Below are 26,891 nucleotides of genomic sequence, written 5' to 3'. Positions count from 1 at the left end.
TTGCGCCATGCGCGCTCATCGACTCATCCGCACTCCTTTCACCTCCTCCGACACTGCGGACGAGGTGCTGCGGGGCATCGACCTCACCGGCATCCGCGCGATCGTGACGGGGGCCTCCTCCGGACTCGGGATCGAGACCGCCCGCGCGCTGACCGCTGCCGGGGCCGAAGTGACGCTGGCCGTCAGGAACACGACCGCGGGTGACGCCGTCGCCCGGACGATCGAAGAGTCGACCGGAGGGATACGACCTCGCGTCGTCCGGCTCGACCTCGCCGACAGGGCTTCCGTCACGCGGTTCGTCGACGGGTGGGGCGGCCCGCTCCACCTGCTGATCAACAACGCCGGCGTAGTCACCGGTGGCCTCGAACGAACGCATGAGGGCTGGGAGCTGCAATTCGCGACGAACCACCTGGGACACTTCACGCTGGCCACCGGCCTTCACCGCGCCCTGGCCCGGGGAGCGGCCGACCGCGGCGGAGCACGGATCGTCTCGGTCAGTTCGACGGCACACATGCGGTCCGGCATCGACTTCGACGACCTCCACTTCGAGCGCCGCGGCTACGACCCGCAGATCGCCTACGCCCAGTCGAAGACGGCGAACTCCCTCTTCGCCGTCGAGGCGACCCGCCTCTGGGCTGCCGACGGCATCGTCGCCAATGCGGTGAACCCCGGGGGCATCGCGACCGGACTGCAACGGAACTTCACACCGGAACAGAAGGCATCGCTCGACGCGGCCGAGGCTGCCGGAGTCTTCACGTACAAATCGGTCGAGCAGGGGGCCGCCACCAGTCTTGTCGCGGCCGTGGCCCCCGAGTTCGCCCACTCCGGAGGTCACTATCTCGACGAGGCGCAAGAGGCCTACACCGTGCCGAACGACGCCGACCTCGCGCAGCACCCGCATGGTGTCAAGGAATGGGCGCTCGACCCTGCCACTGCCGAGCGCCTCTGGACCGTCTCCGCCGCCCTGCTCCGCGTCTGACCTCTCGACGCCGCAGCGAGCCGCACCAGGGCATCCCCTCGCATGCCGGTGAGAGCGATGCGAAGGACAAGATCTACGGGGCGGTGGTGGGGACGGTGATCGTCAGGTGGCCGTCACCGTCCGGCTTCGGGGTGCCGTGGGCGTTCATGCGGGCGGCCAGGTGCTCGACCACCCGTGCGGTGAGTGAGCCGTCCGGGCGCGCCGTGCCCTCCGGAGGCAGGAGCGCCTCCTCCGCCCGTGGCGGGCTGCCGCCGAAGTAGCGGGCCGTGTCGCGGTTGACCGCCCAGCAGGCGACCGAGACCTCGGCCAGGCCCGGCTTGGTCCGTCTCACGCGGAGGTGGGCGCAGAGGAGGAAGTCGTCGCCGCCGTAGGAGACGGTCGCGGTGTGTTCCCCTCCCCGGGGAAACCGGTCCAGCAGCTCGTGCACGGCCGGCTCCACCACGGCGCGCGCCATCGGTTCCGCATACACCATGAGACCTCCTGTTCGGGCGGGACGTTCGGGCGGTGTCCGGTGTTCCACGGGGGCGGAACCTGACAACGACCGCTCCTGGAAAGCCCGTTGGCCGCCACTTCGGCTCCGCACACGCGCGACGGTCCGGCCCTGGGCATCGTACGGTCCAGCGGACTCACGCACCCCCCACAGCTCGAAAAGCCCCCTCACCGGTACGGCGAAAGCCCTGTTCCCGGCGGCAGGTGCTGCCTGCCCGGCCGTGCGGCTGGGCCTCGCGGGCACTGGGTTCTGCCCGCGAGCAGGGCCGTGCGGTCCTTGTGGCGTCCCGATCAGTTGCCGAGGGTCTTCCGTGAGGACTGCTTCGGTCCAGGCGTCCGGCATGAGACCAGGGAGATCCTTTGACGCACGAGCACGCAGCGACGGGCACGTCCGCACAGCGGGAGTCGAAGACCAAGCCGGTGTCCCGGTCGGTCGCCGCCAAGGGCTGGACTCCCGGGACCCCCTTGGGCCGAGCCGACATGCCGGCCCTCCAGCGGGCGGCGGGCAATGCGGCGGTCGCCCGGCTGGTCGAGGAGCAGCGGCACGCGCACGGGCCCGACTGCGGGCACGGGGACACGGCCGTGCAGCGGTCGGCGGTCCATGAGGTGCTGCGCAGCACGGGGCAGCCGATGGGCGGTCCGCTTCAGCAGGAGATGGAGTCCCGGTTCGGCGGCGCGGACTTCTCCGACGTACGTCTGCACACCGGGTCCCAGGCGCGCCGCTCGGCCGCCGAGGTCGGGGCGCGTGCCTACACGTCGGGCAGCAGCATCGTCATCGGCGACGGCGGCACCGACAAGCACACCCTCGCCCACGAACTCGGGCATGTCCTTCAGCAGCGGCAGGGGCCGGTGGGCGGTGAGGCCGACCCGCGGGGCCTGCGCATCTCCAAGCCCGACGATCCTCTGGAGGTGGCCGCCGAGCGGCAGGCCCACGAGGTGATGCGCGGGCAGGCGCCGGTGCAGCGGAAGACCGACGGTGCCACGGCCGTGCCGCCAAAAGCCGCGGCCTCCTCGGGAACCGGGCCGGCCGTGCAACGCGCTCCGCTCCACGTCGCGCGCGAAGGGGACGGGGCCACGGGCCGGGAGGCCGTGGACTCCGACAACCAGGAGGACGTCCGCCGGTTCGTCTTCGACGCGCTCGGCAAGGGCGACCACGAGGCGGTCACGCTCGTCATGAAGCGTCTCGAAGCCCTCGATCCGCAGCCCGCCTATCTCACCAACCTCCGCGAGGTGGTGGGCGAGTTCCCCGCCGAGGAACGCCTCCGTATCCCGCCCCTGGTCCACTTCATCTGGATCGGCGGCGGCATCAGCAGGGAGGCGCTCAACAACGTCCTGGCGTGGGCGGCGACGGCCCAGAACACCGACTGGCGCATCAACCTCTGGACGGACAAGCGCAGTACGTGGTCGTGGGCCGACTCGGGCCGGGTGAAGGTGGCCAAGTCGATCGAGTTCAGGTACATCGAGGACGCCCTCGACGAGCGGGTCGCGCCCACGTACGAGAAGGCCACCGGAGGTCCGACGAAGGCGTACCCCTTGGCCTCCGACGTCGCCCGGTACAGCATCCTCAAGAAGCACGGCGGCGTGTACGCCGACGTGGACCTCGGGTCCGGCACGATCGACCTCAAGCAGACCCGGCCGACGCTCCGCGAGAACGACGTACCCGTCCTCGGGCCCCTCATCCGGGACAAGGACAGCCTCAACGCCTCGCTCACGGCGGCGAAGGAGCCGCCCGCCACGGGGGCCGCGACCGCCGAGCAGGTCAAGACCGCGGCACGCTACCTCCTCGACACGGGCGGGTACGGCAACCACTTCATCGGCGCGCAGCGGAACTCGACCGTCATGGAGAAGATGATCACCAAGATCGCCGGTTCCGTCGGGAAGATGGACGCCGAAGAACTCCACATGGTCGGCCCCGTGGGGACGGGCCCCTTCGCCCTCATCCAGGTCGTCGACCAGCACCTCAGCTCGGAGTTCGGCGTCGAGAGCCTCCAGACCGGAGAGCACCAGCTGTTCCAGCAGGCGGGGAAGCAGTTCCACGAGCACATGCAGTGGCTGACCGCGGAGAGCGAGAACCAGGACTACTGACACGGTGACCCGCCGGGCAACCGGACCGCGTATGCGGCGACGGCCCGGTCTCCGCCCGGGTCACTCCGGGGCGGTCGTCCGCGGTCTCCCCGTGTGCGCGTCGACGTACATGTCGGTCGATCCGTCCGTTGTTCCACGGGCCGTGGCCTGCACCATGTACTCCGGGCGCCAGTGTCCGCTGCGCAGGGACGCCAGGACGGCGACGTCTCAGCACGGGCAGGCGGACGATCACCCGACCAGGCACTCGGGTGCGGAATGCCCCGTGCCGCTCGGCCGGGACACCCGGGCGAAGGCCATCGCGTGGGTCGTCGGACGGGGTGCGGGTGGCGCGAAGCGCGCTGGAGGGGGTGCGGGTGGCGCGTAGCGCGCTGGACGGGTAGCCGGGCGCCCTTCGCGGTGGGCAGCCGCCAGGAGTGCGGTGATGGTGGCGGTCTCGGCGCCGGTGATCGTGGCGATCTGATCGGTGGTCAGCAGGAGCCTGTCGTGGAGGAGCGAGACGTCCTGGGCCGGGGTGAGGGTGCGGCCGCTTCGGCGCGCGACGGATCGGGTGTGGCGGTTCCAGGCCCAGGCGGTCGGGCAGGGCTCACTGACAATGGTGGTCCAGTGGGCGGCGACGAGGTCGAAGAGGTGGGACACGGCCACCTGGGCCTCTTCCGGGGCGAGGCGCGTTTCGGCGTAGGCGTAATAGGCCGGGCGGAGCAAGTCGTAGAAGGCGTAGAAGGCGTTGCTGAGCACTATGGGCGGGGTGGGCGGCATGGTCCGTCTCCTGCGGGTCAGGCGAAAGTCTGAGTGGAGAGGCTCGAGAAGTCGGGGTTGCGTTCGCCGGGCGCCACCGTAGAAGACGTTTTCGGACAGGCTCGGAGGGGCGACGGGAAGCTGCTGGGCCCTCGGCCAGGGAGGGATGCGCAGGCCTGAAAGCGCTTCGGTGACGGCAGGGGTTTTACGGGATAGCCCTTAGGGCTTGCCGGAGAACAACATGTGGGCCAACAGTGCGCTGACCTGCGAGCGCAGGTCGCAGAACCCGCAGGTTATTTCCCGGCAAGCTCTTACGCAGGTGCCGGGCGCATTCGATGGCCGGAGTGCGCACACCCTGCGGCGGTGTACCGCGGAGGTTGGGGGAAGTCCCGGCTGACTCCAACTGAATCCAGCTGACTCCGCTGTGCGGGGCGTCGGGCGGAAGCGTATCCAGGACGTCTCCCGCTTTTCGGAAAGCGGGGGGATGGAGCGCACGGGCGCCATTCCCAGCCTGCTCGCGAGATCGAGAGGCGAGAAGCCGGGTTCCGTTGTGGCGCGGTGAGCGGAACGCATTTACGGGCCGCGCTCGGATGTCGGAGTCCGACAGGAACGTGGCGCGCGGTCCGCGCGAGTGACTCGGACGGGGTGGCCCCGGTGGCCGGCACGACGTGCGGAAAGGTAGGGCGTCCACGGGGGACGCTCGACGCAGGCGGTACCCACGATCTTGGGGCGTATTCACTCAGGCGAGGGTGCGCACCGCTTCGCGGATCAGGTCGGCGACCGACTTCGGCCGGGAGATGGCCACCGCGTGCGAGGCCCCTTCGAGCTCGACGGTCGTAGCGCCGGCCCGCTGTGCGCCGAAGCGCTCCACCTCGGGGTTGATGGCCTGGTCGGCAGCGGCCACCAGCGCCCAGGAAGGCTTTGTGCGCCAGGCCGCCGTTGAGGCCTTTTCGGTGAACGCGGATACGGCGAGCGGGCGTTGGGAAGCGGCCAGGACCTGGGTGACGGCCGGTGACACGTCTGCGGCGAACACGGCAGGGAAGGCGTCCCGGCGGATGGTGACCTCGGCCGCCGCTCCCCCGCCCTCGATCGGGTACATGCGCTCCTCCAGATGGGAGACCAGGAGCGATTCAGGGAAGCGGCCCTGGAGTTCGCCCAGGCTTTCGCCCTCCTCCAGCACGTAGCCGGCCACGTAGACGAGGCCGACGACGTTCTCGGTGGCGCCGGCGACGGTGATCAGCGCACCTCCGTAGGAGTGCCCAACCAGCACGACGGGACCGTCGATCTGGGCGGCGAAGGAGGCGATGTACGCAGCGTCGGAGGCCAGGCCCCGCAGAGGATTCGAGGGCGCCACGACGGCAATACCGGCGCGCTGGAGTTCCTCGATGACCCCCATCCAGCTCGCGGCATCGGCGAACGCGCCGTGCACCAGGATGACCGTGGGCGTGGTGGCGGGCTTGGGCATGGCTGTGTTCTCTTCCTGTGGAGCAGGCGTGGGGTGCCGTGCGCGACGACGCGCGGACTGCTTGGGGAGATGGTTCGGTTTGCCGACGGTCGGCGGCACGGGTCGGTTGTCAGGCTTCCCGGCCCGAGGACTGCCACTCGCGGGGGGACACCCCATATGCCTGGCGAAATACTCGACTGAAATGCGAGCTGCTGATGAATCCCCAACTCTGCGCGACGGCCGCGACGGTCCTTCGGCGATTGAGAGACATCCGGAGTTCTCGACGGCAGGCATCGAGTCTCAGCTCCCGTATCAGAGAACTCACCGTGACGCCCTCATTTTGGAACAGTTTGTGCAGGTAGCGCACAGATATGTAGTGGGCTCGCGCGATGGATTCTGGCGATATCCCCGGATCCATCAGGTTCTCAACTATGTACGCCTTGATTCGGCCGAGTGTCTGTTCGCGTACCAGTTCTTCGTCGGAATCATCGTCCTCGACCAGTTCACTCACGAGTGCCGCAATAAGATCCACCGCGTTGACAGCTAGCCGTCTATTGATTTCGGAATGACGAAACTCCTCTCCGACGAGCACGCCGAGGAACTGGGAGACCAGAGACGCAATCCCGGAGCCACCGCTGACATGGGTCTCGGCCAGTCGATGGAGGCTCCGACGGGAGACACCCAGGAAGTCGAAGGAGATACGGAAGACCGCGAAATCTTGGTCGAAGGGGAGTTCCCCGCGCGCACCGACCGCGACCACCAGGTCTCCGGAATCCAGCTCACGAGCGACGCCTCCGTGGAAAACCATCTTCGATCTCTTGACGCAGAGCCCCACGTAGAGGCACTCCGTCTCGCCCGCGACCGCCGGCCAGGGAAGATCTCTGGGGTGCCCGAAGCCGGCATCTCCAGCCGGTTCCTTCTCTGACACGTACGCGTTTCTGGGCATGCCTGATATGACCGTCTCGGTCACGGTGAACTCCAGTCGTACCTACGAAGAACTGAGGAACGGGCGAGGCCGTGCGCGGGCCGCGATTCGGCCGCGGGGCCCGGCCGTCGCCACACGGGCATCCGACGCCACGCCGACGCCGCGCGACCGGGCCCGATACGGGATGAAGAAGCGCCTACGGGGCTTCGGTCAGGAACTTGTCCACCACGGCGTTGAAGGCGGGCGGGTTCTCGAGGAACGGGAAGTGGGAACTCGCCACACTCACCGGGAAGATGTGGAGCCGCGCGTCGGGGACAGCGTCGGCGACGAACCGCTGCGAAGCGGGATCCACGTGGCTTCCGTCGCAGCCGATCACCAGGCTCGGTACGTCGATGCGGTGCAGTACGTCCCGCCAGTCCTGCGCACAGTGGTCGAAGAGGAGAGGCACGCCCGCGTGGGCGGGCGTAGACGTGATCTCCTGCGCCACGAAGGCGAGGATCTCCGGGTCGGTGTCACCGGAGAACATGCCGCGTACGAAGTCGTGACGCACCCGGTCCCCGTCCGGGCCTGCGAGTGCGGCACCGAGTTCGAGCAGTCCGGGGACGTCGAAGATCGCGCCGCAGTCGCGCTGTTCGTCCGGCGTCATCCACGGAACGGCGGCGACGGCCGCCGGCTGGTCCACGGCGACGAACCGGCGGATCCCACCGGTTCCGTACTGGTCGATGAAGCTCCACCACACGGAGACGCCCATCGACCAGCCGAGGGCGTCGAACCGTTCGAGCCCCAGATGCTCGACGAGCTCACGGACGTCGCGCGCCAGTCGGGCGATGCGGTAGCCGTGGTGCGGCTTCTCGGACCGCCCGTGCCCCCGGAAGTCCACGGTGACGACGCGTCGCGACGGGGCGAGGCCCTCGTACTGGTACCGGAACATCTCCTGGGTCTGGCCCCAGCCGTGGAGCATGAGCAGCGGAGTGCCCTCGCCCCCGCTGTCCCGGTATGACAGCCGCACGCCGTCACTCGTCGTCATGTGTTGCACGTCCAGTGCCGCCTTTCTTCGAAGCGTCGCGCCGGGGCCATCGCGGAAGGGACCTCCACGATGGGCGTCCTGATGTCCGGCAGGAGCGAAACACGCTGGTCAGCTCCCTGTGGTGACCATTGTCGGCGGCCGCAGCCCTCCACCGCCACCGCGCTCCGTAGGGATCGGCCGAGGAATGTCACGTCACTCTGTAGCGCCCGCGTCGGTCTTTCATCGTTCTGTAGTGCCCCGCTCCCGGGCGGCCCGACCGTGCTCACGCACGCGCGTCGTCGTCCGGGGACGCGAGGAGGTCCTGGAGGCGCAGGCCCGTATGCAGGACGAGCCGGTCGGCTCCGCTGTCCAGATCGAGCCCGGTGATCTCCTGGATCTGCCGGAGCCGGTAGTAGAGGGAGGTGCGGTGAATCTGTAGTGCTTCCGCGGTCCGGGGAATCGATCCGGCATGATCGAGGAAGGTGCGCAGCGTCTCCACGAGCCGATCGCCGCCCGTGTGCCCGAGAAGGACGCGCAACGCCTTCGGCAGCAGGGACTCGTTGAGCGTGTGGTCCGGAAGCTGGAGCAGCACGGCGAACTCACCCAGTTCCTCCCAGTCCCCCGCGCCCTTCAGTCGTGGCAACCGCCGCGCCGCCCGGGCCGCTACGGCTGCCTGCTCGTACGAGATCCATGCGTCAGCCAGTCCTGACTGACGCCCGCCCACGCCGATGACGGGGGCTGCGGCGGGGTCCAGAAAAGTGCCGAGCGCCTCCAGGATGCGGGCGGACTGGTCGGCGAGGTCCTGCGGATCCGTCGGGCGGTCGAACGCCTGGAGCAGGACCGCCCGCTCGGGGGCGACGGCCACGATGCCTTGACCCCACCGCGTCTGGCGGTACTTTTCGAGCGCTCCTTGCAGGGCGAGCTCCACCTGCCCGGGAGGCTCGGGGGAGCGGGACACCTGCACGAGGGTGACGACGGTCTCGGCGGTGTTCCGGAGCAGCCCGCTGTCCACGATCTTCTGCTGCGCGGTGGCACGCGCCGTCGCGCCCCGGCCGAGGAGCGCCGGAAGCAGTTCCCGCTCGCCCGATTCCTCGGCGGTCGCAGCCAGGTGTTCCGCGTACATCTGGGCGGCCATGGCTGGGACGACTCGGGCGATGGCCTCGGTCGCGTGCTCCGGCAACGACCTGCCCGGTGCGACGACCATGAGCAGTCCGAGCAGGACGCCGCGCTCGCGCAACGGCACGCAGTAGCGCGTGAGCAGCCCGAGATCGTCCCGGCCCTCGATGAAGCCGGGCGCGGTCCACTGGGCGACACCCAGGTCGAGGATGTACCTGATGGGCTCATTGTCCGCGCGCCCCTGCAAGAGGCTGCGGATGCGTACCGGGTCCTCGTCGCCGAAGTGGCGGCTCGAACAGATCAGCCGGACCAGGGGATCGTCCAGGACGACGGACCGGCGCAGCTCTTCCGCGAGCTCGTCCACCTGCGCTTGCAGCGCTTCACTGCCCCCGCGTGCCCGCTGGATCCGTTCCGACATGGTGTTCCTCCTGAGTACGCCTCCTTTCTACAAGGAGCGAAACCAGGAGATCAAATTTTCAACATTTTGCGGACTGCCGCATGTGCCGAAAGGCGTAAATAAAACCTTCTGTTCCGGTCTGTACGTGAGTGAAGTGCGGAGCTGCCGCCCGACCGGACGGCGCCGGAACGCCTGCGCCGGGCGTTGGCTCCGGTGGTCCGGTCCGGTCCGGGGGGCGTTGCGGTCCGACGGCCAGGAATGGGCCCAGCTGCTGCTGAGTGCGGCTGCTCCCCCGGTCGCCGCCGACACACACGGCCGCGCGAGCCGTCTGCCGGGCAGTGACGGTCGGCGCCTGTCACCGCGAGGGTGCGGAGGGGGCCAGAAAGATACGGCTCCAACGGTCCCGCGACCTGACGGGGCGAAGAAGACGAAGGTCGGAGTGGTGCGCTCGCCCCAGGGCAGGTCGGCAGACTCAACCGCAGCGACCGGTACCCGGCCGCATGCTCACGCCCATCCAGCAGACCCCGTCAACCGCACCTACGCCCAGACTCGAAATCCCGCCGAACGCGGCATGGCGCCTCAAACGCGATGCCACGCGGGGCGCGTCTCGCGTGGTGATGGTAGGCCGCCCACATCGGCACCGCCGAGACGAAAACGCGCCCACCTGCTTCCGGACAACAGGGAGCCCCACCATGCGAGGCACGGTGGGGCTCCCTTCTGCCTGATGCGGTTGGCCCGACGCCGAGGGTCAGACGGCGCCGAACTCTCCGGTCTTCACGCTCGCCACGAACGACGTGAAGGAGGTGGTGGAGAAGCCCAGAACCGGGCCGCTGGGGCCCTTGGAGTCACGGACGGGTACGACGTTGTGCGTCGCGGCAAGGTTGGCGGCGACCTCGACACACTGGCCACCGTTGTTGCTGTAGGAAGACTTGAACCAACGGGGGGACTCGGACGTCATGGGGTGCCCTTTCGTGCCTGTTCAATCATGGCCACCGATGCTGATTGAGACAGCGCTTCGGCCTGTAGCTGATGGTAGGCCACCAACTGCGGCAGTACGGAAGTCGTTTCGCGCTCCAGGTGCCCCCGCATCTGCGACTCCGCGTACGCCATCACGGAGAGGTCCGCCAGCGTGAGCAGGCTCATCGGAAGATCGAAGGGGCGGCGCTCCCCCATGCCGTAGGGAGCGATGTGGAGCACGGTGTTCGGCAGCGCCGCGAACTCGACGAGGTGCGCCAGCTGAGCGTCCATCACCTTGGCGCCTCCGACCTGCCTGCGGATGCAGCTCTCGTCCATCACCACCATCGTCATGGGCGGCCGGGACCGCACCAGCGCCGCCTGCCGTTCCGCCAGGAACGCCACCCGCTCGTCCGCCTGTTCGGGCGCGATGACGCCCCTCCGCACGGCGCTGTCCGCCAGCACCTGCGCATACTCGGGCGTCTGCAACAGGCCGGGGATGATCCCCACCTCGAACAACCGGATCTCCACCGCCCGCCCCTCGTAGGCGACAAACTCCGGGAACCCCTCCAGCAGTACACCGTGCCGGATTTCGCGCCACTCGCTCTCGAACGACTCCGCCCCGCCAGTCGTACCGAATACGGCGTCGAGTTCCCGTGAAAAGCGGAGGGTTGGCGGTTTGCGAGCAGTTTCCACCGCGGAAATATGCTGGCTGGAATATGACAGATGGGACGCCAGCTCCTCCTGGCTCCACCCGCGCCTCTCCCGCATCCGTCTGATACGCGCACCGTATGCCGCGCGCGGGCTGGCTTCGGGGTTCAGCTCCAAGCGGTTGACCATGCCGGGGCCTCCTCTTCCTTCGAATCTCGCTAGTTGAAGGGAAGTTGACTCTAGGACACCCTGAGGACCCCCCGTAGTGGTTTCACTACAGAGAGGAGCGAAAGGTGTCCGGAGAGAACGTCAGTCCGAATGGGATGGGCTTCCAGACTCCCGACCTCGGTGCGGTGATGGTCGACACGAGCCGTCAGGACCGTGTCGGTGAATTCCGTGGACTCTCCGGCCCCTACTGGGCCATACGCCCTCTCGCCGGCGGGCTCGAATGGGAGGCCGCGCCCGAGCACGTACGCCCGGCGAGCCCCATGGAGCGGCTGCGGGCCGAGAACGCCCGCTGCAACGCCCGGAGTCGGGGCGAAACGCTCTGACCGGGCCGACGCGGCTGGGCACGCGGCACAAGGCGGACGCGGACCACGTACCGGACCACCGCCGACTCACCGACAGCAGGACCACCCCCCGACCCACGAGAGGCCGACCTCATGGAGAACTGGCAGACCAAAGCGGAGCAACTCGCCACCGACACCGTGGACCCCGTGTCCCGCTGGCTCCCGCCGGTGGCGCGCGTACCCCGTCACCGGCTGGTGCCCCGCTGGTGGGAGCCGGACGGGACGGGGGCCTGGTCGCTGCGCGACGGGGCGAGCGACCCGGCGGCCTGGGCCGAAGCGGCGTACGCGGACCGGTCGTTGGTGACACGGGTGGGCGGCTTACACGCCGACCACGCCACGCCCGAGGACCGTCCGGAGGGCCTGCCCACGTCCTCGGCGACGCTGCCGAGCCTCACCGTCCAGATGCTCAGGTACGCACGGCTCGGGGACGGGCTTCCGCTGCTGGATCTGGGCACGGGGGCGGGCGGGCTCACCGCGTACGCGTCGTTCCGCGTCGGGGACAAGCAGGTGACGAGCCTGGACGTGGACCCCTACCTCACCTCGGTCGCGGGTGAGCGGCTCGCGGGGCTGGGGTACCACCCGACGATGCTGACGGCCGACGCGACCGAGCACGTGCCGGGTACGTACGAGCGGATCGTGTCCACGGTCGGGCTGCCGCCGGGCCCCGGGCTCCGCCCGGTGCTGGCCGCGCTCGTGCCCGGCGGGCGTCTCGCCATGACCCTGGCCCGTACGACCCTGGTCGTCACCGGGTGGAAGCGCGCCAACGGGGACGTGGTGGGCCAGGTCGAGCGGGCCATGGCCGGTTTCATGGAGACCCGGTCGGGCGACGACTACCCGCCCGGCCGCACCGACCTGTTGGCCCACGCCCACGAGGCGGACGGGGACGACGTGAGTACGGGCCGCTATCCGGTGGTGGACGTGGCGAACGCGTGGGAGCTGCGGTCCATGCTGGAGGTCACCGCGCCCGGGGTCGAGCTCGGATTCGGTACCCGGGGCGCGACGCGTACCGCGTACCTGGTGCACCCGGACGGCTCGTGGGCCCGGGCGTCCGCCGAGTCGGCCGACCCGCCCACCGTGCACCAGAGCGGCCCCCGGCGGCTGTGGGACGTACTGGAGCGCCTGCGGCACCGGCTCAACACGGAAGGCTCGCTGCCGTTGCTCGGAGCGCGGGTCCTCATCACCCCGGACGGGGTCGTCCACCTGTCCCGGGGCGAGTGGCACACCTCGGTCGGTGACCGGTGAGCACCCCGCGACCGGGCCGGGCGGAGGACGGCGCGAAGGACGCGAGGAACACCGAGGGCGCTGACGACGCCGACGGCGCGCTCAGGGACCGCTGCCCTGCCACCGCCCTGCTGCCGCCCCCGCCGCAGCCCGTACGAGCGAAGGCGGTCACCCCCGTGGGACCCGGGCGGCCGCTGCGCTGCGAACTCGCCGAGGGCCACCGGGACGAGCACGCCGAGCTGCTGTGGGACGACGACCGGCTCGGCGGCGGGCTCTGGGTGCGCTGGACCGACACCCACATGTACCGCGTGATGCTGTTCTGGTGCACGCACTCCGTGGAGCGGTCCGGCGAACCCGACGACGCCTGCGGCCTCTTCGACGACCATCCCTCCGCGCACTCCTGGCAGATCATCGACACCACGGAGGACGGCGGCGCACCCGGCGAGGAGACCCCCGCCGACTGAAGGGCAGGACCGGTCAGACCGAAGCGGCCGGGAAGAGGCGTTGCACGGCCGCGACGATGGACACCGCGGTCGGCTACGGCCCGTCTCTCCGCGAAGCCGCCCGAGAGTTACGACGCGGACGACTTCCGTCAGCGACCGGCCTGGTGGGCTCCGGAGAACTTCGACGCGAACGCGGCCATCGCCGACGGACTCGCCGCAGCCGATCTGGTGCTGACCCCCGAGGACCTCGCCCAGGTCGACACCCTCGCCCCCGAGGGCGGAATCGGCGGCCGGCTGGGCCGACACCGCCTCTTCGGTCTCCGCCCCGAGGGCGCGTTCCTGGTGTCGCGGCGGCCGGGTACGGGCGCCGGGCGGGGTTCAGGGGGTGCGCATCAGGTTGCGGAGACCGGCGACGAGGGCCGGGACGTCGCGTTCGACCTGGGCCGGGGCCGACACCGGGGCCGCATCCGGGTCGGTGGGTTGCGGTGCCTAGTGGGCGGTGCGGCAGGGGGCGCAGAGGCCGTCCGGGAGTGCTTCGGCGCGGGCGGGGCGCCCGCAGTCGGTGCACTCGACCAGGAGCCCGCGTACCGGAGCGGCGGGGGCGCCCGGTGCCGGGGGCGGCGGCGGGGTGGGGGTCGCGGACATCCGGGGCGGCATCTTGTCGGTGAGGCGGCGGCGCACCAGCCCGACCGGCGAGCCGACCTGCTCGGGGAGCCCAGCGGTGAGCGCCGAGGTCAGGTACCCGGCGCTGACGCCGCGTGCGAACCAGGCGGCGGCGAGCGGCTCCAAGACCTCGCAGTCCGCTGCGGAGAGCGTCAAGCGCGGCTCACGGCGGCCCAGTTCGGCCAGGGCGACATAGGCGGGCGAGGGGCCCGCGACGGCCGCAGGCGCACCGGTTGCCGGGAGAGCTTCAGGAACGGGTGGGGCGGCAGGTGCTGCGACGACCGGAGCGCTGCACGGCGCCGGGAACGTCGGGGACGCCGGGGGCACCGGCCGGTCCGGGCCCGGGTCGGCCGCGCTGACCGCTTCCGACGGCTGGTCCGGGGCCGAAGACCGGCCGGGGGCCGACTCGGCGGTGCGCTGCCTGGGGACTACGGGGTCGGGCCCGGTGGTGGGGCACGGCTCGACAGAGGGTGCGCCGGGCTGCTCGGAGGCGGCAGCCGCGCTTTCCAGTCGGGCGGTCCACCACTCGTTGTCGTGGGCCGTACGGGACCAGAAGGTGAGCGTCACCCACCGGCACGCGCCCTCCCCCTCCACCTGCCTGCGTACGCGCCGCAGGTGGCCGGCCACACCGAGCGCGCGCAAGGCGGTGCCGATGGCCATCTGGCCGTACAGGGGCAGGTCCTTGGCCAGCGACTTGATGTCCATCGCCGCACCCTCGGGCAAGTGATCGACATAGGCGGCGACGTACCGCTCGCGCTCCGGCAGGAACGCGAAGTCACCGGCGCCGGGCGAGGCTTGGCCGGAGGCGGGCTGCACGGACTGTTTGCCGTAGCCGTTGTTGGCCCGGCGGTACGGGCGCGAAGCTGCGGGCATGGGCGGGGCAGGGCTAAAGTGCTGGATAGCCACGAGATCGTCTTTCCTTTTGCGTGCGATCTTTTGGTGAGACCCCGGCCTGGTGCGACAACACCGCGTCGGGGTCGTTTCGTTGAGGGCACCGTAAGCATGCGTGACTCTCCGCCGCAACTCGCTCACCATTAGTCATACTTGCTGATCGTGACGGGGTGGGAGGGGGGTGGGGTGGTTTCCTCAAACCCCCCTACCTACCTCCCGGATGAACAACACCGCTCGAATCCCGGACCTCGCATCCCGACCCCCGAATCCCGAAGCTCAAGCGTCGGCCCGCACACCTCTCCCAGTCCCTCGAACGAGTGATAGCCCCACAGCGAAGCTCGAATCCCGGACCCCGAGACCCGAACTCCGAGACCCGGGACCCGAACCCCGAGCTCCTAGCTCCGGGACCCGAACTCCGGGACCCGGGACCCGAACTCCGAGCTTCGGAACCCGAGACCCGAGACCCGAGCTCCGGGACCGGCGCCGCTCCCGGAACCGGGGCGGCCTACAGCCAGCCCTTGTCCGCCGCGATCCGTACCGCGTCGGCCCTGTTGCGGGCGGCGGTCTTCTGGATGGCGGTGGAAAGATAGTTGCGGACCGTGCCGTGCGAGAGGTGGAGGGCCCGAGCGATCTCCGCGTTGGTGGAGCCGTCCGCCGCCGCGCGCAGCACGTCCCGTTCGCGTTCGGTCAGCGGGTTGGCGCCCTCGGCGAGCGCGGCGGCGGCCAGGGCCGGGTCGATGACGCGTTCCCCCGCGATCACCTTCCGTACCGCTGCGGCGAGTTGGGCGGCGGGCGCGTCCTTCACCAGGAACGCGTCGGCGCCCGCCTCCATGGCGCGGCGGAGGTAGCCGGGGCGGCCGAAGGTGGTGACGACCACGATCTTCACGGACGGGAGTTCTCGGTGCAGCACTCCGGCGGCCTCGATGCCGGTCATGCCCGGCATCTCGATGTCCAGGAGGGCCACGTCGACCGCGTGGGCGCGTGCGGCGTCGAGGACCTCGTCGCCGCGCGCCACCTGGGCCACCACCTCGATGTCGGGTTCGAGCCCGAGGAGCGCGGCGAGGGCCTCCCGCACCATGGACTGGTCCTCGGCGAGGAGGAGTCGGATCACGCTCATTCCAGGAATTTTAGTGCTGCACCGCGCAGGTTCGTCGAGGGCGGTGTTGTCCGGCGGGCGAGAGTCCGGGAAACAGAGCCGCTGCTTCTCGCCCGCCGGTCAGGAGTACCGGGATCGGATCGGCCTTGTGCACCGGCCGACAGTCGGTGTTCCCGCGGGAGTCCCTCCGAGTGATCAGGTCGGCAACTGCTGGGCCGCGCGATGGTCGTGCGTCGGGATGATCGTGACTCGGCCCCTGGCGGCGTGCAGACGGTGCAGCGTCCGGAAGGTCTCGTGCCGGTCTTCGTCGGCGAGCTCGCCGGGGTAGCCGGCCTTCTGCCGGATGAGGTCGATCTGGTCGGTGTGCCAGGCAGCGTCACCGGCGAGCAGCACCCAGCCCGTTGCCGTGTGCGCCAGGACTCCGACGCTGCCAGGGGTGTGTCCCGCGAGGTCGACGAGCACGACGGAACCGTCACCGAAGAGGTCGTGGCTGGCGGTAAACGTGAGGATCGGCGGGCCGTCCAGTTCGTACTGGACAACACCCCGGCCGCGCAGGGCCTCGCGGACACCGCCAACGGGCGCGATCGAGCCTCCCACGACCCAGTCGTGTTCGCGGCGGTGCAGATGTACCGGCAGTTCGGGAAGATCGAGGAGTCCGCACACGTGGTCCCAATGCGCGTGCGTCGGCAGCGCGAAATCCAGGCTGGGACCCGGCCGCTCACGCAGCGCGGTAACGGTGGCGACGGTGTCGGCCGGGGGACGCACCGCGAACCGCAGGAACGCGGGCAACTCCGCGACGGCGCGGCTGTCGACATCCAGACAGACACCCGGATCCACGATGAACGTCGCTTCCGGGTGGGTGATCACGAACGACAGCAGCGAATTCTCGATGCGCCGCGGCTGCCGTAACCCTTCCACGATCAGTGCGGTGGGCACGGACCGTGGCACCTGCCGAAGTACGGACACCGTGACCGACACCGCCGTGTCCGGTAGCCCCGCGTCGGTCAGGCCGTTCAGAAACCGCTGGTCGGGGCGTCGGGGACGGACAAGTCCCGTGGCCAGGCTCGCGACCGCGCCACAGCATGCGGCCAGCGTCGGTGATTTCACAGCGTCGGACACAGCAGTTTTGTCCCTCTCGCCATCGGGTGGTGCGTTCGATGACGGGACGGTATAACTTCAGGCCGACCTGAAGTAAAGGAGTGCGATGCCCGCAGTGGAGTGGAAGATCGGCGGTGCGGCTGCCCTGCTCGGGGTGGCCACCCATGTCCTGCGCCACTGGGAGGACATCGGGCTGCTCACCCCTCGACGGCTGCCCTCCGGGCATCGCGTCTACGACGACCGGACAGTCGGCCGGGCCCGCCTCATCCAAATCGGTCAGCGGGCCGGGCTCTCACTCGCCGAAATCGGTGAACTCGCCTCGGGTGAACGGGCCGACCGCATCGGTCTGATCGACGCGAAGCGCGCCCGGATCGCCGAACACATCGCGAACCTCGAACTGGCCGACCGGTACTTGGCCCACCTGGTGCACTGCGTACACCCGGTCGTCTCCGACTGCCCGGAGTGCTCCGCCCTGGTGGAACGGGGGGCGCGGTCGGCGATCACCCAGCGGGCGCTTTCGGACCGGCGGGACAGGTAGGACGGGCAGGACGGGTAGGACGGGTAGGACGGGCGGGACAGGTAGGACAGGCGGGACAGCCTTCAAGCGTGTTCACCCGCCGCGTTCGTGTCCAGCGGGACACTGAGGGTGAGCCGGAAGCCCCGGCCCGTGTCGGCGGGCCCGGCGGTGAGGGTGCCGTCCACTGCGGCGAGGCGCTCGCGCAGGCCGGTGAGACCGTTGCCGGGGGTGATGCCGGTATCGGCCGCGGACGCGATACCGGACGGGATGCCCGCCCCACCCCGTCCGTCGTCCACGACGACGAGTTCGAGGAACCGGCCGGCCAGGGTCTGCCGGGGGGCGAGGGTGACCGTGCAGGTCCTGGCCCCGCTGTGGCGTACGACGTTGGTGACGGCTTCCCGCAGCCCCCAGGCGAGGGCCTCTTCGGAGCCCGCGGGCAGGGTGCCCGTGGCCGGAGCGTCGGCGGGGACGGCGGCGGTGATACCCGCCGCCGCCAACGCCGTACGGGCTCCCGCCAGTTCGCCGGGGAGGGTGAGCCTGCGGTAGCCGGTGACGGCGTCGCGTACGTCCACCAGTGCCTGGCGGCTGACCCGTTCGATGTCGGCGACCTGCAGGGCCGCCTGTTCGGGATGGCCGGGGAGCATCCGCCCGGCCAGTTCGCTCTTCAGGGTGATCAGCGAGAGCGAGTGGCCGAGCAGGTCGTGCAGATCGCGGGCGAGACGCAACCGCTCCTCGTTGGCGGCGAGTTGGGCGACCGTGGCGCGGGCCTCGCGCAGTTCGACCGTCGTACGGACCAGTTGGCGTACGCCGGTCATGGCGAACCCGCCGAGCAGTGCGGGCAGCAGCAGTCCGAGGACCAGGCTCCCCGCGTCCTCGGCGCCCCGCGCGAGGCCGAGCCCGGCCATCAGGGCCGTCAGGGCGGGGATCACGCGGCCGGCGACGCGTAGCGGGAGAACGGCCCCGGCCGAGACGCTGACGTAGACGAAGAGCACCAGCCAGGACGGCCCGAGGGTCAGGCTGAGGACGGTGGCACACGCGGTGAGCAGCGCGACCGTCCACCCGGCCCGGGTGATGTTCGGCGAGCGCGACGTGTGGCGGAAGACCAGCATCAGGTACACGGCCCCGAAGGCGGCCAGTCCGAGGCAGCCGAGTGCCGTGGCCCACGGGGTGTGGTGGCCGTCCGCGAGGTCGGAGACCGGGGCGCTCATGAACGCCAGCCAGACACAGATCCAGAACATTTTCGTCGCTGTCTGGCGGCGGGTGACGGGCGGGCGCCCGATGCCCACCCCCGTGACGTCGTCGCTCACGCCTTCAGGGTGTCCTTCCGGTAGAGCCAGGCCGCGCCGCCCGCGAAGACCACGAAGTAGACGCAGAGCAGGAGGACGTCCCCGGAGTGCGGAGCCCCGCCGGTCTCGATGGCCTGGCCGAGTGCGGCGTACGCGTGCGTGGGCAGCCAGCGGGAGATGTTCTGGAGCCACTCGGGGAAGGTGGAGCTGGGCATCCAGAGTCCGCCGAGGATCGACAGACCGAAGTAGATGATCATCGTGATCGGGCGCACCGCGTCGCCGCTGGCCAGGTAGCCGATGGCCACGCCGAGGGCGGCGAAGACGAGCGATCCGGCCCAGATGACCCCGGTCAGCGCGAACCACTGCCAGGCCTCCAGCCGTACGCCCTTGACCGCGGCGGCCACCACGAACACGACCACGATGCAGGGCAGGGTGACGATCGCGGCACTGGCGATCTTCGCGAGGACGTAGGCGTGACCGGGCAGTGCGGTCAGCCGGAGCTGGCGTACCCAGCCCTTCTCGCGCTCTTTGGCGATGCGTTCGCTGTTGCCCATGAGTACGGCGGTCAGCGCGCCGAAGGAGCCCATCGCGACCATGAAGAAGGCCTGCATGGTCAGCCGGGTGCCGGGGACCAGTCCCGTGGTGTTCTGGGTGCTGGAGACCGCCAGGTAGATCACGGAGGGATAGAGGACCGAGAAGAACATGAACTTCTTGTTCCGCAGGGTGCGGGTCACTTCGAGCCGGATCAGCACCCCGGAGAAGAGGTTCGCCCGGTTCACCCGGCTCCGGTCCTTCGCGCCCGCGGCACTCGTCCCGCCCGTGAGCGTCGTCGCGCTGGTGGTGTTCGTCATGAGGTGCGGGCCTCCTCGGCCTCGGTGATGGCGACGAAGGCCTGTTCCAGGCCGAGTCCGGCTACTTCGAGTGCGCGCGGGTAGAGGCCGAGGCCGTAGACCGCGTGGACGGTCGCGTCGGCGTTCCGCGACTGGATGCGTACCCGGTCGCCGCTGATGTCGAGCGCGGAGAGGAACGGCAGGGCGCGCAGGGCCGCCTCGTCGACCGGGCCCTCCAGCTCGAACGAGATCCGGCGGACCCCCGCCATGGCCTTGATCTCGGCGGCGGTGCCGTCGGCGAGCAGCCGGCCCTTGTGGAGGACGAGGACGCGGTCGGCGATCGCGTCGGCCTCTTCGAGGTAGTGGGTGGCGAACAGGACGGTACGTCCCTGGTCCGCCTGCTCGCGCATGGTGGCCCAGAAGGCCTGGCGGGCGGTGACGTCCATGCCGGTGGTCGGCTCGTCGAGCACGATCAGGTCGTTGGCCCCGGCGGTGGCGAGCGCGAACCGCACCCGCTGCTCCTGGCCGCCGGAGAGCTTGTTGACCATGCGGCCGGCGATCGACGCGATGCCGGCCCGCGCCAGCACCTCACCGACCGGGTACGCCCGCGGGTGCAGGCTGCACGCGAGCCGGACGATCTCCTCGACGGTGACGTCCTCCATCAGCCCGCCGCTCTGCAGCATCGCGCCGACCCGCCCGGCGGCGATGGCCGCCTGCGGCGTGGTGCCGAAGACCTGGACCGTACCGCTGTCCGCCGTACGCAGCCCGAGCAGCAGGTCCAGCGTGGAGGACTTCCCGGCACCGTTGGGGCCGAGCAGCGCCACGGTCTCGCCGGGGTGCAGGTCGAGGTGGAGTCCGTCGACCGCGCGCACGTCTCCGTACGCCTTGCTCACCTGGTCGAAACTGACCACGGCCGTGGCTGCGGCGGTCGCTCCGATGGCTGTCGTTGTCATGGCTACAGCTTGGCCGACGCGGGGTGCGGGCGGCAGGGACGGCGGGCTGGTGTCCGGGATGACAGATGTCATACCGGGTGCGTGACACGGGCGCGGGCGGGACGCGGAGGCCCGCACACGCGCACCGCCCCGCCCGGGAGACCCGGACGGGGCGGTGCGCGGTACGGCGGGGGCGAAGCGGAGCGTCAGCCCTGGCCGGTGAGGTCGATCGTGACCGTGCGTTCGGCCGTGGTCTTGCCGAGCAGCGCCTGCTGCATGGCCTTGGCCACGTCGTCGGGTCCGACCTGGTGCTGCTTGCCGTCGGCCTTGGTCGCCATGACGCCGTCGAAGACGCCGTCGCAGAGGGTCTCGATGGCCTTCTTGTCGTAGTACGGCACGAGCTTGCCGTCGACCGCCTTCATCGACAGGATCTGCGGCAGGGACAGCGCCGGGCCGAACTGGATCTGCTTGCCGCCGGCCTCGATGGTGACCAGGTCGGACATCGCGGGCTCCGCGAACTCCTTCATCGCCCGGTCGAGTTCGGCCTGGGTGATGGTGGGCTGCCGGGTGACGACCGGCAGTTCCACGACGGCGGCGGTGCCCGTCTGGACCTGGGCGCGGTAGGCGTCCCGTACGGCGACGATCGACTGGTTGACGTCGATGCCCTTGCCCGCCTTGCCCGGCACCGGCTCGGCCTTGTTCGGCTCGAACTTGATGGTGCCGTCGGTCGCGGAACCGGAGACGCCGGACAGGGCGTTGAGCGCCGCGGCGAGCTTCTCCTCGTCGACCGGGATCACCGGGTCGGCCGGGCGGGCCCCGCCGAAGAGGGAGCCGATCACGGAGACGGGGTTGTAGTCGCTGCCCGCCGCGCCGCGCACGGTCTCCACGCTGTCCAGCTGCAGGCCGGCCTTCTCCGGGGAGAGTTCGGTCTGCTTGCCGTCGACGGAGAGCTTCAGCGGCGCCTTGGCGCGCTTGCCGAACTCGGCGTCGAGCTTGCTCACCGCCGCGGTCTTCGTGCCGCCGCCGATGTCCAGGCCGAGGACCGTGGTGCCCTTGGGAACCTCGGAGTGGTTCATCAGCAGGCCCGCGCCGTAGGCGATGCCCGCCAGGACGACGACCGCGGCGCCGAGCAGGACCGTCTTGGACCGGCCCTTGCCGGCCGGCGCGGCGTTCTGCGCGGCGGGACGCGGGGTGCTGGGACCCGAGGGCCCCTGCGGTGCGGGCGCCGGGCCGTCCGGGCCCTCGGAGCGGGGCGGGAACGGCCGTGCGCCGCCGGGCACGACGGGGATGCCACCGGTGAGGGTGTCGCCGGAGACGTGACCGCCGCCCGGGGTGGGTGCGGGGACCTGGGGCGTCAGGATCGCGGTGTCGTCGGAGAGCCGGGGCGCGGAGCCCATGGCACCGGGACCACCCGGGCCGCCCTGCGGGCCGGGTGCCCCGGACGGGTTCGGGACGCCCGGAACCGTGAGGCCGGGACGGCCCTGGCCGATGGGGCTTCCGGGGCCGGACGGGAAGCTGGCGGTACCCGCACCCGGTCCGGTGGTCGAACCCGCGGGGCCGGGGGTGCGTACCCCGGGGTTCGGCGTGGGCCGGCCGGAGTCGGCGAGGTCCGCGTCGATGCTGTCCAGCGCGCTCCGGCCGGCCGCGGGACCGGCGGGGAAGCCGTCCTGCGGGCCGTCGGAGAGGTACGGCGACCCGGCGCGCGGGCCGGTCGGCGCGTCCGCTCCCGCCGGTGCCCCTGCCGGGCCCGGCACACTTCCGCCGGCGGGGCCGCTCGGGGCGTCCAGCACGGAGGGGGCGGCCGGGGTCTTGCGCGGGGCGAACCAGTCGCTGGTGGGCGTCTCCTTGGCGGGCGGCTCGGCCGGCGCCTCCTCGGCGGCACCTCCGCCCGGTGCGTCGGTGGCGGACTCGCCGGCCTGCTGCCCGGAGGCGGGGGCTCCCGGACCGGGAAGCGGCGTGACGGCGGTGCGCTCGGGGTCGGAGGCGTTGTCGCCCTCCGCCATGGGCGTACGCATCACGACGGGCGGGATCGGCCGCGACCCGGGGATGTTGATCCGGATGCGCGTCGTCAGGGTCGTCTCGGTCCTGGGTTCCTCGGGCCGCGACGACCGCGGCGAATCCGGGGTGGGCTCGGGTGCGGATTCCGCGCCGTCCTGCGTCGGGTGCAACGACGGGTACTGGCGTGATCCGTACGGCGGCGTGCCCGAGGGGTAGGCGGCACCACCGCGCCCCTGGGGCCCGGAGGACGAACTGTCAGTTTCACGACTCAAAGCAGGTTCTCCCGATTGGCTCCGCCGCCCGTACTTCCCCCATGCCGCAGGCCAGGGGACGGCTCGGCGCGCGCACCACCATACTGGCCGCCGCGCACGGGCGTTTCACGCCCGGTGGAAACCTCCACCGCCACCTCACACCCGTGGACGCCCGTGAGCTGCCGCTCAAGGCATGTCACCGGCCTGAACGTTCCTGGTCGTTGGCCGAAAGAGGCCCTCCGGAGAAGGTGGCGCAGATCACAGCGACCACCATCCCTCCGAGGGCGAAGAGCGCCAGGGCGATCTCGTCGCCGCCGCCGAAGAGGGCGTCTCCCTCGGGGCGTCCGGCCAGCACCACGAACAACGCGACCAGCCACCCGGCGGCGGGCGCGAGGGCGCCGAGCTGCGTGCGGGTGAGAAGGCGGCCGCCGTAGAAGACACCCGCGCCGCCGGCCAGGGCCAGCAGCAGGCCACCGGGGAACCAGGCCCCCTGAACCAGTGAACCGGCCAGCTGCACCAGCGCTCCGAGGACCGCGAGGCCGAGGTAGGCGCCGATCCTGCGGGGGTTGAGCGGGGCCGCCATCCCGGTGGGCTCGGGCGCCCGGGGCGGGGCGTTGGTGCGCGGGGCGCGGGCCTCGGCGCGGGCCCGGTCGTCCCGGCTCTTCCTGCCGCTCATGACCGGTCCCCCGTCACGGCGGCCTCGGGCAGACCCGCGAAGAGGTCCTCCTCGCGCGCCCCGCCGCCTCCGGCGACGCCGTGGACCAGTTGGTAGTACTCGGTGGTGAAGAGCGGCTGGCCCTTGTCGTTGGAGAGGGCGAACCAGGGGCCGTGCACGGCGACCTGGGTGGCGTGGGCCCGCATGGCCGCCGCCTTCGCCTCCGCGTACGCCGAGCCGTCGATCTCCGTGGTGATCGCGGACTCCTCGGTCACCCCGGGGACGTCGTCGACCTCCGCGATCTCCGCGAACACCCCGGGCGCCTCGGCCCGGAGCCGGGCGAACGCTTCCTCGGCGACCGGCCGGGGGGTCCGGTTCCAGTAGATCTTCGCGATGGCGTGCGGCGCGTCCGGGGTGCCGGAACCGCCCGCGTACCCGGGGTCGGCGGCGAGCTCGGCCGCACGGGTCGCCACCCGGTGCGCCTGGACGTGGTCGGGGTGGCCGTAGCCGCCGTCGGGGTCGTACGTCACCAGGACCTGCGGGCGGATCTCGCGGATGACGTCCACCAGCGGGGCGGCCGCCTCGTCCACCGCGGTGTCCCAGAAGGCGCCGGGCCGGTGGTTCTGCTCGGTGCCCATCATCCCGGAGTCGCGGTACCGGCCCGGGGCGCCCAGGAAGCGGTGGTCGGTGACCCCCAGTTCCTTCATGGCGGCGGCGAGTTCACCCACCCGGTACGGGCCGAGGGTGTCGTCCCGGTCGGCCGCGAGGTGCGCCAGCGACGGCGGGATGACCTCGCCCTCCTCGCCGAGGGTGCAGGTCACCAGCGTGACGTGGGCGCCCTGGGAGACGTACTTGGCCATGGTGGCGCCGTTGTTGATCGACTCGTCGTCGGGGTGCGCGTGCACCAGGAGCAGACGGCGGGCGGGAAGGTCCTTCATGAGGACCACCCTACGAGCCCCGCTCCCCCTCGGTGCGTCGCCGCCCTCGGTTCACACCTCCGGGGAGCCGGACGGTGCGGTGCCCCACGCGCGCCGGAGGGCCCTCACGCGCGCGTGGGGGCCCTCGTACGCACACCGGGCGGCCGGGGGCCCGTACGGAGCCCCGGGCCGGCCTCGCCGGGCGTCAGAACTTGATGCTGCCGATCATGCCCGCGACGTTCGACGTGAGGTCCGCGATCGTCGGGGCGATGGAAGAACTCGCCAGATAGAACCCGAGCAGCATGCAGATCGCCGCGTGTCCGCCCTTGAGTCCGGATTTCCGGATCAGCAGGAAGACGACGATCGCCAGCAGCACTACCGCCGAAATCGAGAGTGCCACGGCGGTTCACCTCCATCAGTACGGTCGCGACGGAACATCGGGACGGGTCGAACACATCGGGTCTGAACGGACAGCGATCGGGCAGGAGTAGAGAGCCCAGCAGGTTCCTACCCACCGAGCGCTACGGATCATAACTATCCGTGCCAGGGCATTGTCCGGGTCACGGCAGCACGAGGGGCGCACGGACGGCCGCCCCCGGGCTAGGTTTCGGCCCATGACCTCGCAGAAGCTGTCTTTTCCCCGTCAGCACGCCCGGACCCAACGATTCACCCGGGGTGCGCCCCGGGCCTTCTCCGTCTCACCTGACGGGACGCGGGTGGTCTTCCTGCGTTCCTCCTCCGGCACGGATCCCGTCAACAGGCTGTGGGTGCTGGACCTTTCCACCGGCCAGGAGCGCATCGCCGCCGACCCGGAGGCGCTGCTGGCCGGTTCGGCGGAGAAGCTCTCGCCCCAGGAGCGGGCGCGACGCGAACGCGCACGTGAGGGCGGCACCGGCATCGTCGGGTACGCGCTGGACGCCGAGGCGGAGTTGGCCGCCTTCGCGCTCTCCGGCAAGGTGTACGTGGCCGAATTGCGTGCGGGCACCGCGCGGGCGCTGCCGGTCCCGGGGCCGGTCATCGACCCCCGCCCCTCCCCCGACGGCAGGCACGTCGCCTACGTCGCGCGGGGCGCGCTGCGGGTGGTCGGCTCGGACGGTACGGACGACCGGGCGGTGGCCGAGCCCGAGGGGGAGCACCTCACCTACGGGCTCGCGGAGTTCATCGCGCAGGAGGAGATGGGCCGCGACCGGGGCTTCTGGTGGTCGCCGGAGTCGGACCGGCTGCTGGTGGCCCAGGTGGACGACAGCCCGGTCCGGCGTTGGTGGATCGCCGATCCGGCGCACCCGGAGCGCAAGCCGGCCGAGGTCGCCTACCCGGCGGCCGGGACGCCCAACGCGGAGGTCCGGCTCTTCGTCATGGACCTCGCCGGCGGGCGCACCGAGGTGGAGTGGGACCGGGCGCGCTTCCCGTATCTGGCCCGGGTGCACTGGTCGTCGGCGGGTGCGCCGCTGCTGCTGGTACAGGCCCGCGACCAGCGTGGCCAGCGGTACCTGACGGTGGACCCGGCGACCGGGGCGACCCGGACCGTGCACGCCGACGAGGACCCGGCGTGGCTTGATCTTTTCGGTGGGGTGCCCGCCTGGACGCCGGACGGGCGGCTCGTGCGGATCGCGGACGAGGGCGGGGCGCGCGTCCTGCACGTCGGCGACCGGGCCCTGACCGGGGCGCGACTGCACCTCCAGGCGGTCCTGGACGTCGGCGAGTCCGACGTCCTGGTGCAGGCGGTGGCGGGCGAGGAGGCCGCCGCACCGGAGATCGGCGAGAGCCATGTGTACCGGGTGAGCGAACTGGGCGTCGAACGGATGTCGGAGGGGGTGGGTGTCCACTCGGCGGTCCGCTCCGGCCCTCTCACGGTGCTGCTCTCCACTTCCCTGGAGCACCCCGGCGCGACCGCGCGCGTCCTGCGGGACGGCAAGCAGGTCGCCCAGGTGGCGAACCACGCCCAGGAACCCGGACTGCGGCCCCGGCTCACCCTCACCGAGGGGGGCGCGCGGCGCATCCCGTGCGCCGTACTGCTGCCCACCGGCTACCAGGAGTCGGACGGTCCGCTTCCGGTTCTGATGGACCCGTACGGAGGCCCGCACGGCCGCCGGGTGGTCGCGGCGTACAACGCCCACCTCACCTCCCAGTGGTTCGCCGACCAAGGCTTCGCGGTGGTCGTGGCGGACGGCCGGGGAGCCCCGGGCCGCTCCCCCGCCTGGGAGAAGGCCGTGCTCAACAACCTGGTCCTCACCCTGGACGACCAGGTGGAGGCCCTGCACGCGCTGGCCGGGCACTTCCCGCTGGACCTGTCGAAGGTGGCGATGCGCGGCTGGTCGTACGGCGGCTTCCTCGCGGGCCTCGCGGTACTGCGGCGCCCGGACGTGTTCCACGCGGCGGTCGTGGGAGCCCCGGTCACCGACCAGCGCCTCTACGACACCCACTACATGGAGCGGTACCTCGGCGACCCCGCCGAACAGCCCGAGGTGTACGCGCGCAACTCGCTGGTGACCGACGACGGGCTGTCCGAACCCGCCGACACCGTACGGCCGATGATGATCGTGCACGGCCTGGCCGACGACAACGTGGTGGTCGCGCACACCCTGCGGCTCTCCTCCGCGCTGCTCGCGGCGGGCCGCCCGCACGAGGTGCTGCCGCTGAGCGGGGTGACCCACATGACCCCGCAGGAGGAGGTGGCGGAGAACCTGCTGCTGCTCCAGGTGGACTTCCTCAAGCGGTCGCTGGGCCTCTGACGGCTCCGGCC

At 71.1% G+C, this 26,891-nt stretch carries 25 protein-coding genes; 7 read left to right on the top strand and 18 right to left on the bottom strand.

Translation table 11 applies throughout. The features are described 5' to 3' along the window. The first annotated feature begins 7 nt into the window (after window positions 1-7). Window positions 8-979, top strand: a complete 972-nt coding sequence (locus tag OHA55_RS21450; protein ID WP_266708716.1) for an SDR family NAD(P)-dependent oxidoreductase — start codon at window positions 8-10, stop codon at window positions 977-979. Window positions 980-1,052: 73 nt separating this feature from the next. On the opposite strand, the gene OHA55_RS21445 is transcribed toward OHA55_RS21450, so the two are convergent. Next, the gene (locus OHA55_RS21445) at window positions 1,053-1,451 is read right to left on the bottom strand and encodes a hypothetical protein (RefSeq protein WP_266708714.1); all 399 of its coding nucleotides are present in this window, start codon (window positions 1,449-1,451) and stop codon (window positions 1,053-1,055) included. Window positions 1,452-1,828: 377 nt separating this feature from the next. On the opposite strand from OHA55_RS21445, the gene OHA55_RS21440 reads away from it, so the two are divergent. Beyond that, window positions 1,829-3,553: a DUF4157 domain-containing protein gene (locus OHA55_RS21440; protein WP_266708712.1), complete on the top strand. Its 1,725-nt coding sequence runs from the start codon at window positions 1,829-1,831 to the stop codon at window positions 3,551-3,553. Between the two features lie 228 nt (window positions 3,554-3,781). On the opposite strand, the gene OHA55_RS21435 is transcribed toward OHA55_RS21440, so the two are convergent. The 7 genes from OHA55_RS21435 to OHA55_RS21405 form a co-directional block, all read right to left on the bottom strand. Further along, window positions 3,782-4,309, bottom strand: coding sequence for a hypothetical protein (locus tag OHA55_RS21435; RefSeq protein ID WP_266708710.1), 528 nt, complete (start codon window positions 4,307-4,309; stop codon window positions 3,782-3,784). A 718-nt stretch (window positions 4,310-5,027) separates the two neighbouring features. Continuing rightward, window positions 5,028-5,753 (bottom strand): alpha/beta fold hydrolase, encoded by a 726-nt coding sequence (locus tag OHA55_RS21430; protein ID WP_266708708.1) that lies wholly within the window; start codon window positions 5,751-5,753, stop codon window positions 5,028-5,030. Window positions 5,754-5,862: 109 nt separating this feature from the next. Beyond that, window positions 5,863-6,702 (bottom strand): AraC family transcriptional regulator, encoded by an 840-nt coding sequence (locus tag OHA55_RS21425; RefSeq protein WP_266708706.1) that lies wholly within the window; start codon window positions 6,700-6,702, stop codon window positions 5,863-5,865. 151 nt (window positions 6,703-6,853) lie between these two features. Then, window positions 6,854-7,684 (bottom strand): alpha/beta fold hydrolase, encoded by an 831-nt coding sequence (locus tag OHA55_RS21420; RefSeq protein ID WP_266708704.1) that lies wholly within the window; start codon window positions 7,682-7,684, stop codon window positions 6,854-6,856. Window positions 7,685-7,946: 262 nt separating this feature from the next. Then, window positions 7,947-9,197: a CdaR family transcriptional regulator gene (locus tag OHA55_RS21415; RefSeq protein ID WP_266708702.1), complete on the bottom strand. Its 1,251-nt coding sequence runs from the start codon at window positions 9,195-9,197 to the stop codon at window positions 7,947-7,949. A 727-nt stretch (window positions 9,198-9,924) separates the two neighbouring features. Beyond that, entirely contained in the window at window positions 9,925-10,134 is a 210-nt protein-coding gene (locus OHA55_RS21410; protein WP_266708700.1) for a DUF397 domain-containing protein, read from the bottom strand. Next, entirely contained in the window at window positions 10,131-10,970 is an 840-nt protein-coding gene (locus OHA55_RS21405) for a helix-turn-helix transcriptional regulator (RefSeq protein WP_266708698.1), read from the bottom strand. Before OHA55_RS21405 ends, OHA55_RS21410 begins: the two co-directional genes overlap by 4 nt. Window positions 10,971-11,104: 134 nt before the next feature. Here OHA55_RS21405 and OHA55_RS21400 point away from each other — a divergent pair, with 134 nt between their 5' ends. The 3 genes from OHA55_RS21400 (at window position 11,105) to OHA55_RS21390 (ending at window position 13,035) form a co-directional block, all read left to right on the top strand. Continuing rightward, the gene (locus OHA55_RS21400) at window positions 11,105-11,332 is read left to right on the top strand and encodes a hypothetical protein (RefSeq protein WP_266710871.1); all 228 of its coding nucleotides are present in this window, start codon (window positions 11,105-11,107) and stop codon (window positions 11,330-11,332) included. A 111-nt stretch (window positions 11,333-11,443) separates the two neighbouring features. Continuing rightward, window positions 11,444-12,592, top strand: a complete 1,149-nt coding sequence (locus tag OHA55_RS21395) for a methyltransferase type 11 (protein WP_266708696.1) — start codon at window positions 11,444-11,446, stop codon at window positions 12,590-12,592. Further along, the gene (locus OHA55_RS21390; protein WP_266708694.1) at window positions 12,589-13,035 is read left to right on the top strand and encodes a hypothetical protein; all 447 of its coding nucleotides are present in this window, start codon (window positions 12,589-12,591) and stop codon (window positions 13,033-13,035) included. The genes OHA55_RS21395 and OHA55_RS21390 overlap by 4 nt, the downstream gene beginning before the upstream one ends. Before the next feature lie 468 nt (window positions 13,036-13,503). Here OHA55_RS21390 and OHA55_RS21385 read toward each other — a convergent pair whose 3' ends face one another. From OHA55_RS21385 to OHA55_RS21375, 3 genes are all read right to left on the bottom strand, one after another. Continuing rightward, a complete protein-coding gene (locus OHA55_RS21385) occupies window positions 13,504-14,550 on the bottom strand; it encodes a MarR family transcriptional regulator (protein WP_266708692.1) in 1,047 nt (348 codons plus the stop codon). A 523-nt stretch (window positions 14,551-15,073) separates the two neighbouring features. After that, window positions 15,074-15,685, bottom strand: a complete 612-nt coding sequence (locus OHA55_RS21380) for a DNA-binding response regulator (protein ID WP_266708690.1) — start codon at window positions 15,683-15,685, stop codon at window positions 15,074-15,076. 174 nt (window positions 15,686-15,859) lie between these two features. Further along, entirely contained in the window at window positions 15,860-16,600 is a 741-nt protein-coding gene (locus OHA55_RS21375) for an MBL fold metallo-hydrolase (protein ID WP_266708688.1), read from the bottom strand. A 268-nt stretch (window positions 16,601-16,868) separates the two neighbouring features. Here OHA55_RS21375 and OHA55_RS21370 point away from each other — a divergent pair, with 268 nt between their 5' ends. After that, the gene (locus OHA55_RS21370) at window positions 16,869-17,300 is read left to right on the top strand and encodes a MerR family transcriptional regulator (protein WP_266708686.1); all 432 of its coding nucleotides are present in this window, start codon (window positions 16,869-16,871) and stop codon (window positions 17,298-17,300) included. Between the two features lie 62 nt (window positions 17,301-17,362). On the opposite strand, the gene OHA55_RS21365 is transcribed toward OHA55_RS21370, so the two are convergent. The 7 genes from OHA55_RS21365 to OHA55_RS21335 all read right to left on the bottom strand — a co-directional run bounded on the left by OHA55_RS21365 (window position 17,363) and on the right by OHA55_RS21335 (window position 24,548). Then, on the bottom strand, window positions 17,363-18,586 hold the full coding sequence (locus OHA55_RS21365) for a sensor histidine kinase (RefSeq protein WP_266708684.1): 1,224 nt from the start codon (window positions 18,584-18,586) through the stop codon (window positions 17,363-17,365). After that, window positions 18,583-19,269 carry an ABC transporter permease gene (locus OHA55_RS21360; RefSeq protein WP_266710869.1) on the bottom strand — a complete coding sequence of 229 codons (687 nt, stop codon included), beginning with the start codon at window positions 19,267-19,269 and terminating at the stop codon, window positions 18,583-18,585. The genes OHA55_RS21365 and OHA55_RS21360 overlap by 4 nt, the downstream gene beginning before the upstream one ends. 143 nt (window positions 19,270-19,412) lie before the next feature. Further along, a complete protein-coding gene (locus OHA55_RS21355; RefSeq protein ID WP_266708682.1) occupies window positions 19,413-20,348 on the bottom strand; it encodes an ABC transporter ATP-binding protein in 936 nt (311 codons plus the stop codon). A 185-nt stretch (window positions 20,349-20,533) separates the two neighbouring features. Next, entirely contained in the window at window positions 20,534-22,597 is a 2,064-nt protein-coding gene (locus OHA55_RS21350) for a hypothetical protein (RefSeq protein ID WP_266708680.1), read from the bottom strand. A 175-nt stretch (window positions 22,598-22,772) separates the two neighbouring features. Then, a complete protein-coding gene (locus OHA55_RS21345; protein ID WP_266708678.1) occupies window positions 22,773-23,252 on the bottom strand; it encodes a DUF6113 family protein in 480 nt (159 codons plus the stop codon). Continuing rightward, window positions 23,249-24,169: an N-acetyl-1-D-myo-inositol-2-amino-2-deoxy-alpha-D-glucopyranoside deacetylase gene (gene mshB, locus OHA55_RS21340; protein WP_266708676.1), complete on the bottom strand. Its 921-nt coding sequence runs from the start codon at window positions 24,167-24,169 to the stop codon at window positions 23,249-23,251. Before mshB ends, OHA55_RS21345 begins: the two co-directional genes overlap by 4 nt. Before the next feature lie 184 nt (window positions 24,170-24,353). Continuing rightward, a complete protein-coding gene (locus OHA55_RS21335; RefSeq protein ID WP_266708674.1) occupies window positions 24,354-24,548 on the bottom strand; it encodes a hypothetical protein in 195 nt (64 codons plus the stop codon). 214 nt (window positions 24,549-24,762) lie between these two features. On the opposite strand from OHA55_RS21335, the gene OHA55_RS21330 reads away from it, so the two are divergent. Next, window positions 24,763-26,880 (top strand): prolyl oligopeptidase family serine peptidase, encoded by a 2,118-nt coding sequence (locus tag OHA55_RS21330; protein ID WP_266708672.1) that lies wholly within the window; start codon window positions 24,763-24,765, stop codon window positions 26,878-26,880. The last annotated feature ends 11 nt before the right edge of the window (window positions 26,881-26,891 follow it).

Source organism: Streptomyces sp. NBC_00102 (assembly GCF_026343115.1).
GTDB lineage: Bacteria > Actinomycetota > Actinomycetes > Streptomycetales > Streptomycetaceae > Streptomyces.
This window is presented reverse-complemented; position numbering and strand designations above follow the sequence as displayed.

Bases quoted from the DNA above. Each gene is read 5' to 3' on its own strand.
- OHA55_RS21450 (WP_266708716.1), top strand. From the start codon at position 8: ATGCGCGCTCATCGACTCATCCGCACTCCTTTCACCTCCTCCGACACT.
- OHA55_RS21445 (WP_266708714.1), bottom strand. From the start codon at position 1,451: ATGGTGTATGCGGAACCGATGGCGCGCGCCGTGGTGGAGCCGGCCGTG.
- OHA55_RS21435 (WP_266708710.1), bottom strand. From the start codon at position 4,309: ATGCCGCCCACCCCGCCCATAGTGCTCAGCAACGCCTTCTACGCCTTC.
- OHA55_RS21430 (WP_266708708.1), bottom strand. From the start codon at position 5,753: ATGCCCAAGCCCGCCACCACGCCCACGGTCATCCTGGTGCACGGCGCG.
- OHA55_RS21420 (WP_266708704.1), bottom strand. From the start codon at position 7,684: ATGACGACGAGTGACGGCGTGCGGCTGTCATACCGGGACAGCGGGGGC.
- OHA55_RS21415 (WP_266708702.1), bottom strand. From the start codon at position 9,197: ATGTCGGAACGGATCCAGCGGGCACGCGGGGGCAGTGAAGCGCTGCAA.
- OHA55_RS21410 (WP_266708700.1), bottom strand. From the start codon at position 10,134: ATGACGTCCGAGTCCCCCCGTTGGTTCAAGTCTTCCTACAGCAACAAC.
- OHA55_RS21405 (WP_266708698.1), bottom strand. From the start codon at position 10,970: ATGGTCAACCGCTTGGAGCTGAACCCCGAAGCCAGCCCGCGCGCGGCA.
- OHA55_RS21400 (WP_266710871.1), top strand. From the start codon at position 11,105: ATGGGCTTCCAGACTCCCGACCTCGGTGCGGTGATGGTCGACACGAGC.
- OHA55_RS21395 (WP_266708696.1), top strand. From the start codon at position 11,444: ATGGAGAACTGGCAGACCAAAGCGGAGCAACTCGCCACCGACACCGTG.
- OHA55_RS21385 (WP_266708692.1), bottom strand. From the start codon at position 14,550: ATGCCCGCAGCTTCGCGCCCGTACCGCCGGGCCAACAACGGCTACGGC.
- OHA55_RS21380 (WP_266708690.1), bottom strand. From the start codon at position 15,685: ATGAGCGTGATCCGACTCCTCCTCGCCGAGGACCAGTCCATGGTGCGG.
- OHA55_RS21370 (WP_266708686.1), top strand. From the start codon at position 16,869: ATGCCCGCAGTGGAGTGGAAGATCGGCGGTGCGGCTGCCCTGCTCGGG.
- OHA55_RS21360 (WP_266710869.1), bottom strand. From the start codon at position 19,269: ATGTTCTTCTCGGTCCTCTATCCCTCCGTGATCTACCTGGCGGTCTCC.
- OHA55_RS21355 (WP_266708682.1), bottom strand. From the start codon at position 20,348: ATGACAACGACAGCCATCGGAGCGACCGCCGCAGCCACGGCCGTGGTC.
- OHA55_RS21345 (WP_266708678.1), bottom strand. From the start codon at position 23,252: ATGAGCGGCAGGAAGAGCCGGGACGACCGGGCCCGCGCCGAGGCCCGC.
- mshB (WP_266708676.1), bottom strand. From the start codon at position 24,169: ATGAAGGACCTTCCCGCCCGCCGTCTGCTCCTGGTGCACGCGCACCCC.
- OHA55_RS21330 (WP_266708672.1), top strand. From the start codon at position 24,763: ATGACCTCGCAGAAGCTGTCTTTTCCCCGTCAGCACGCCCGGACCCAA.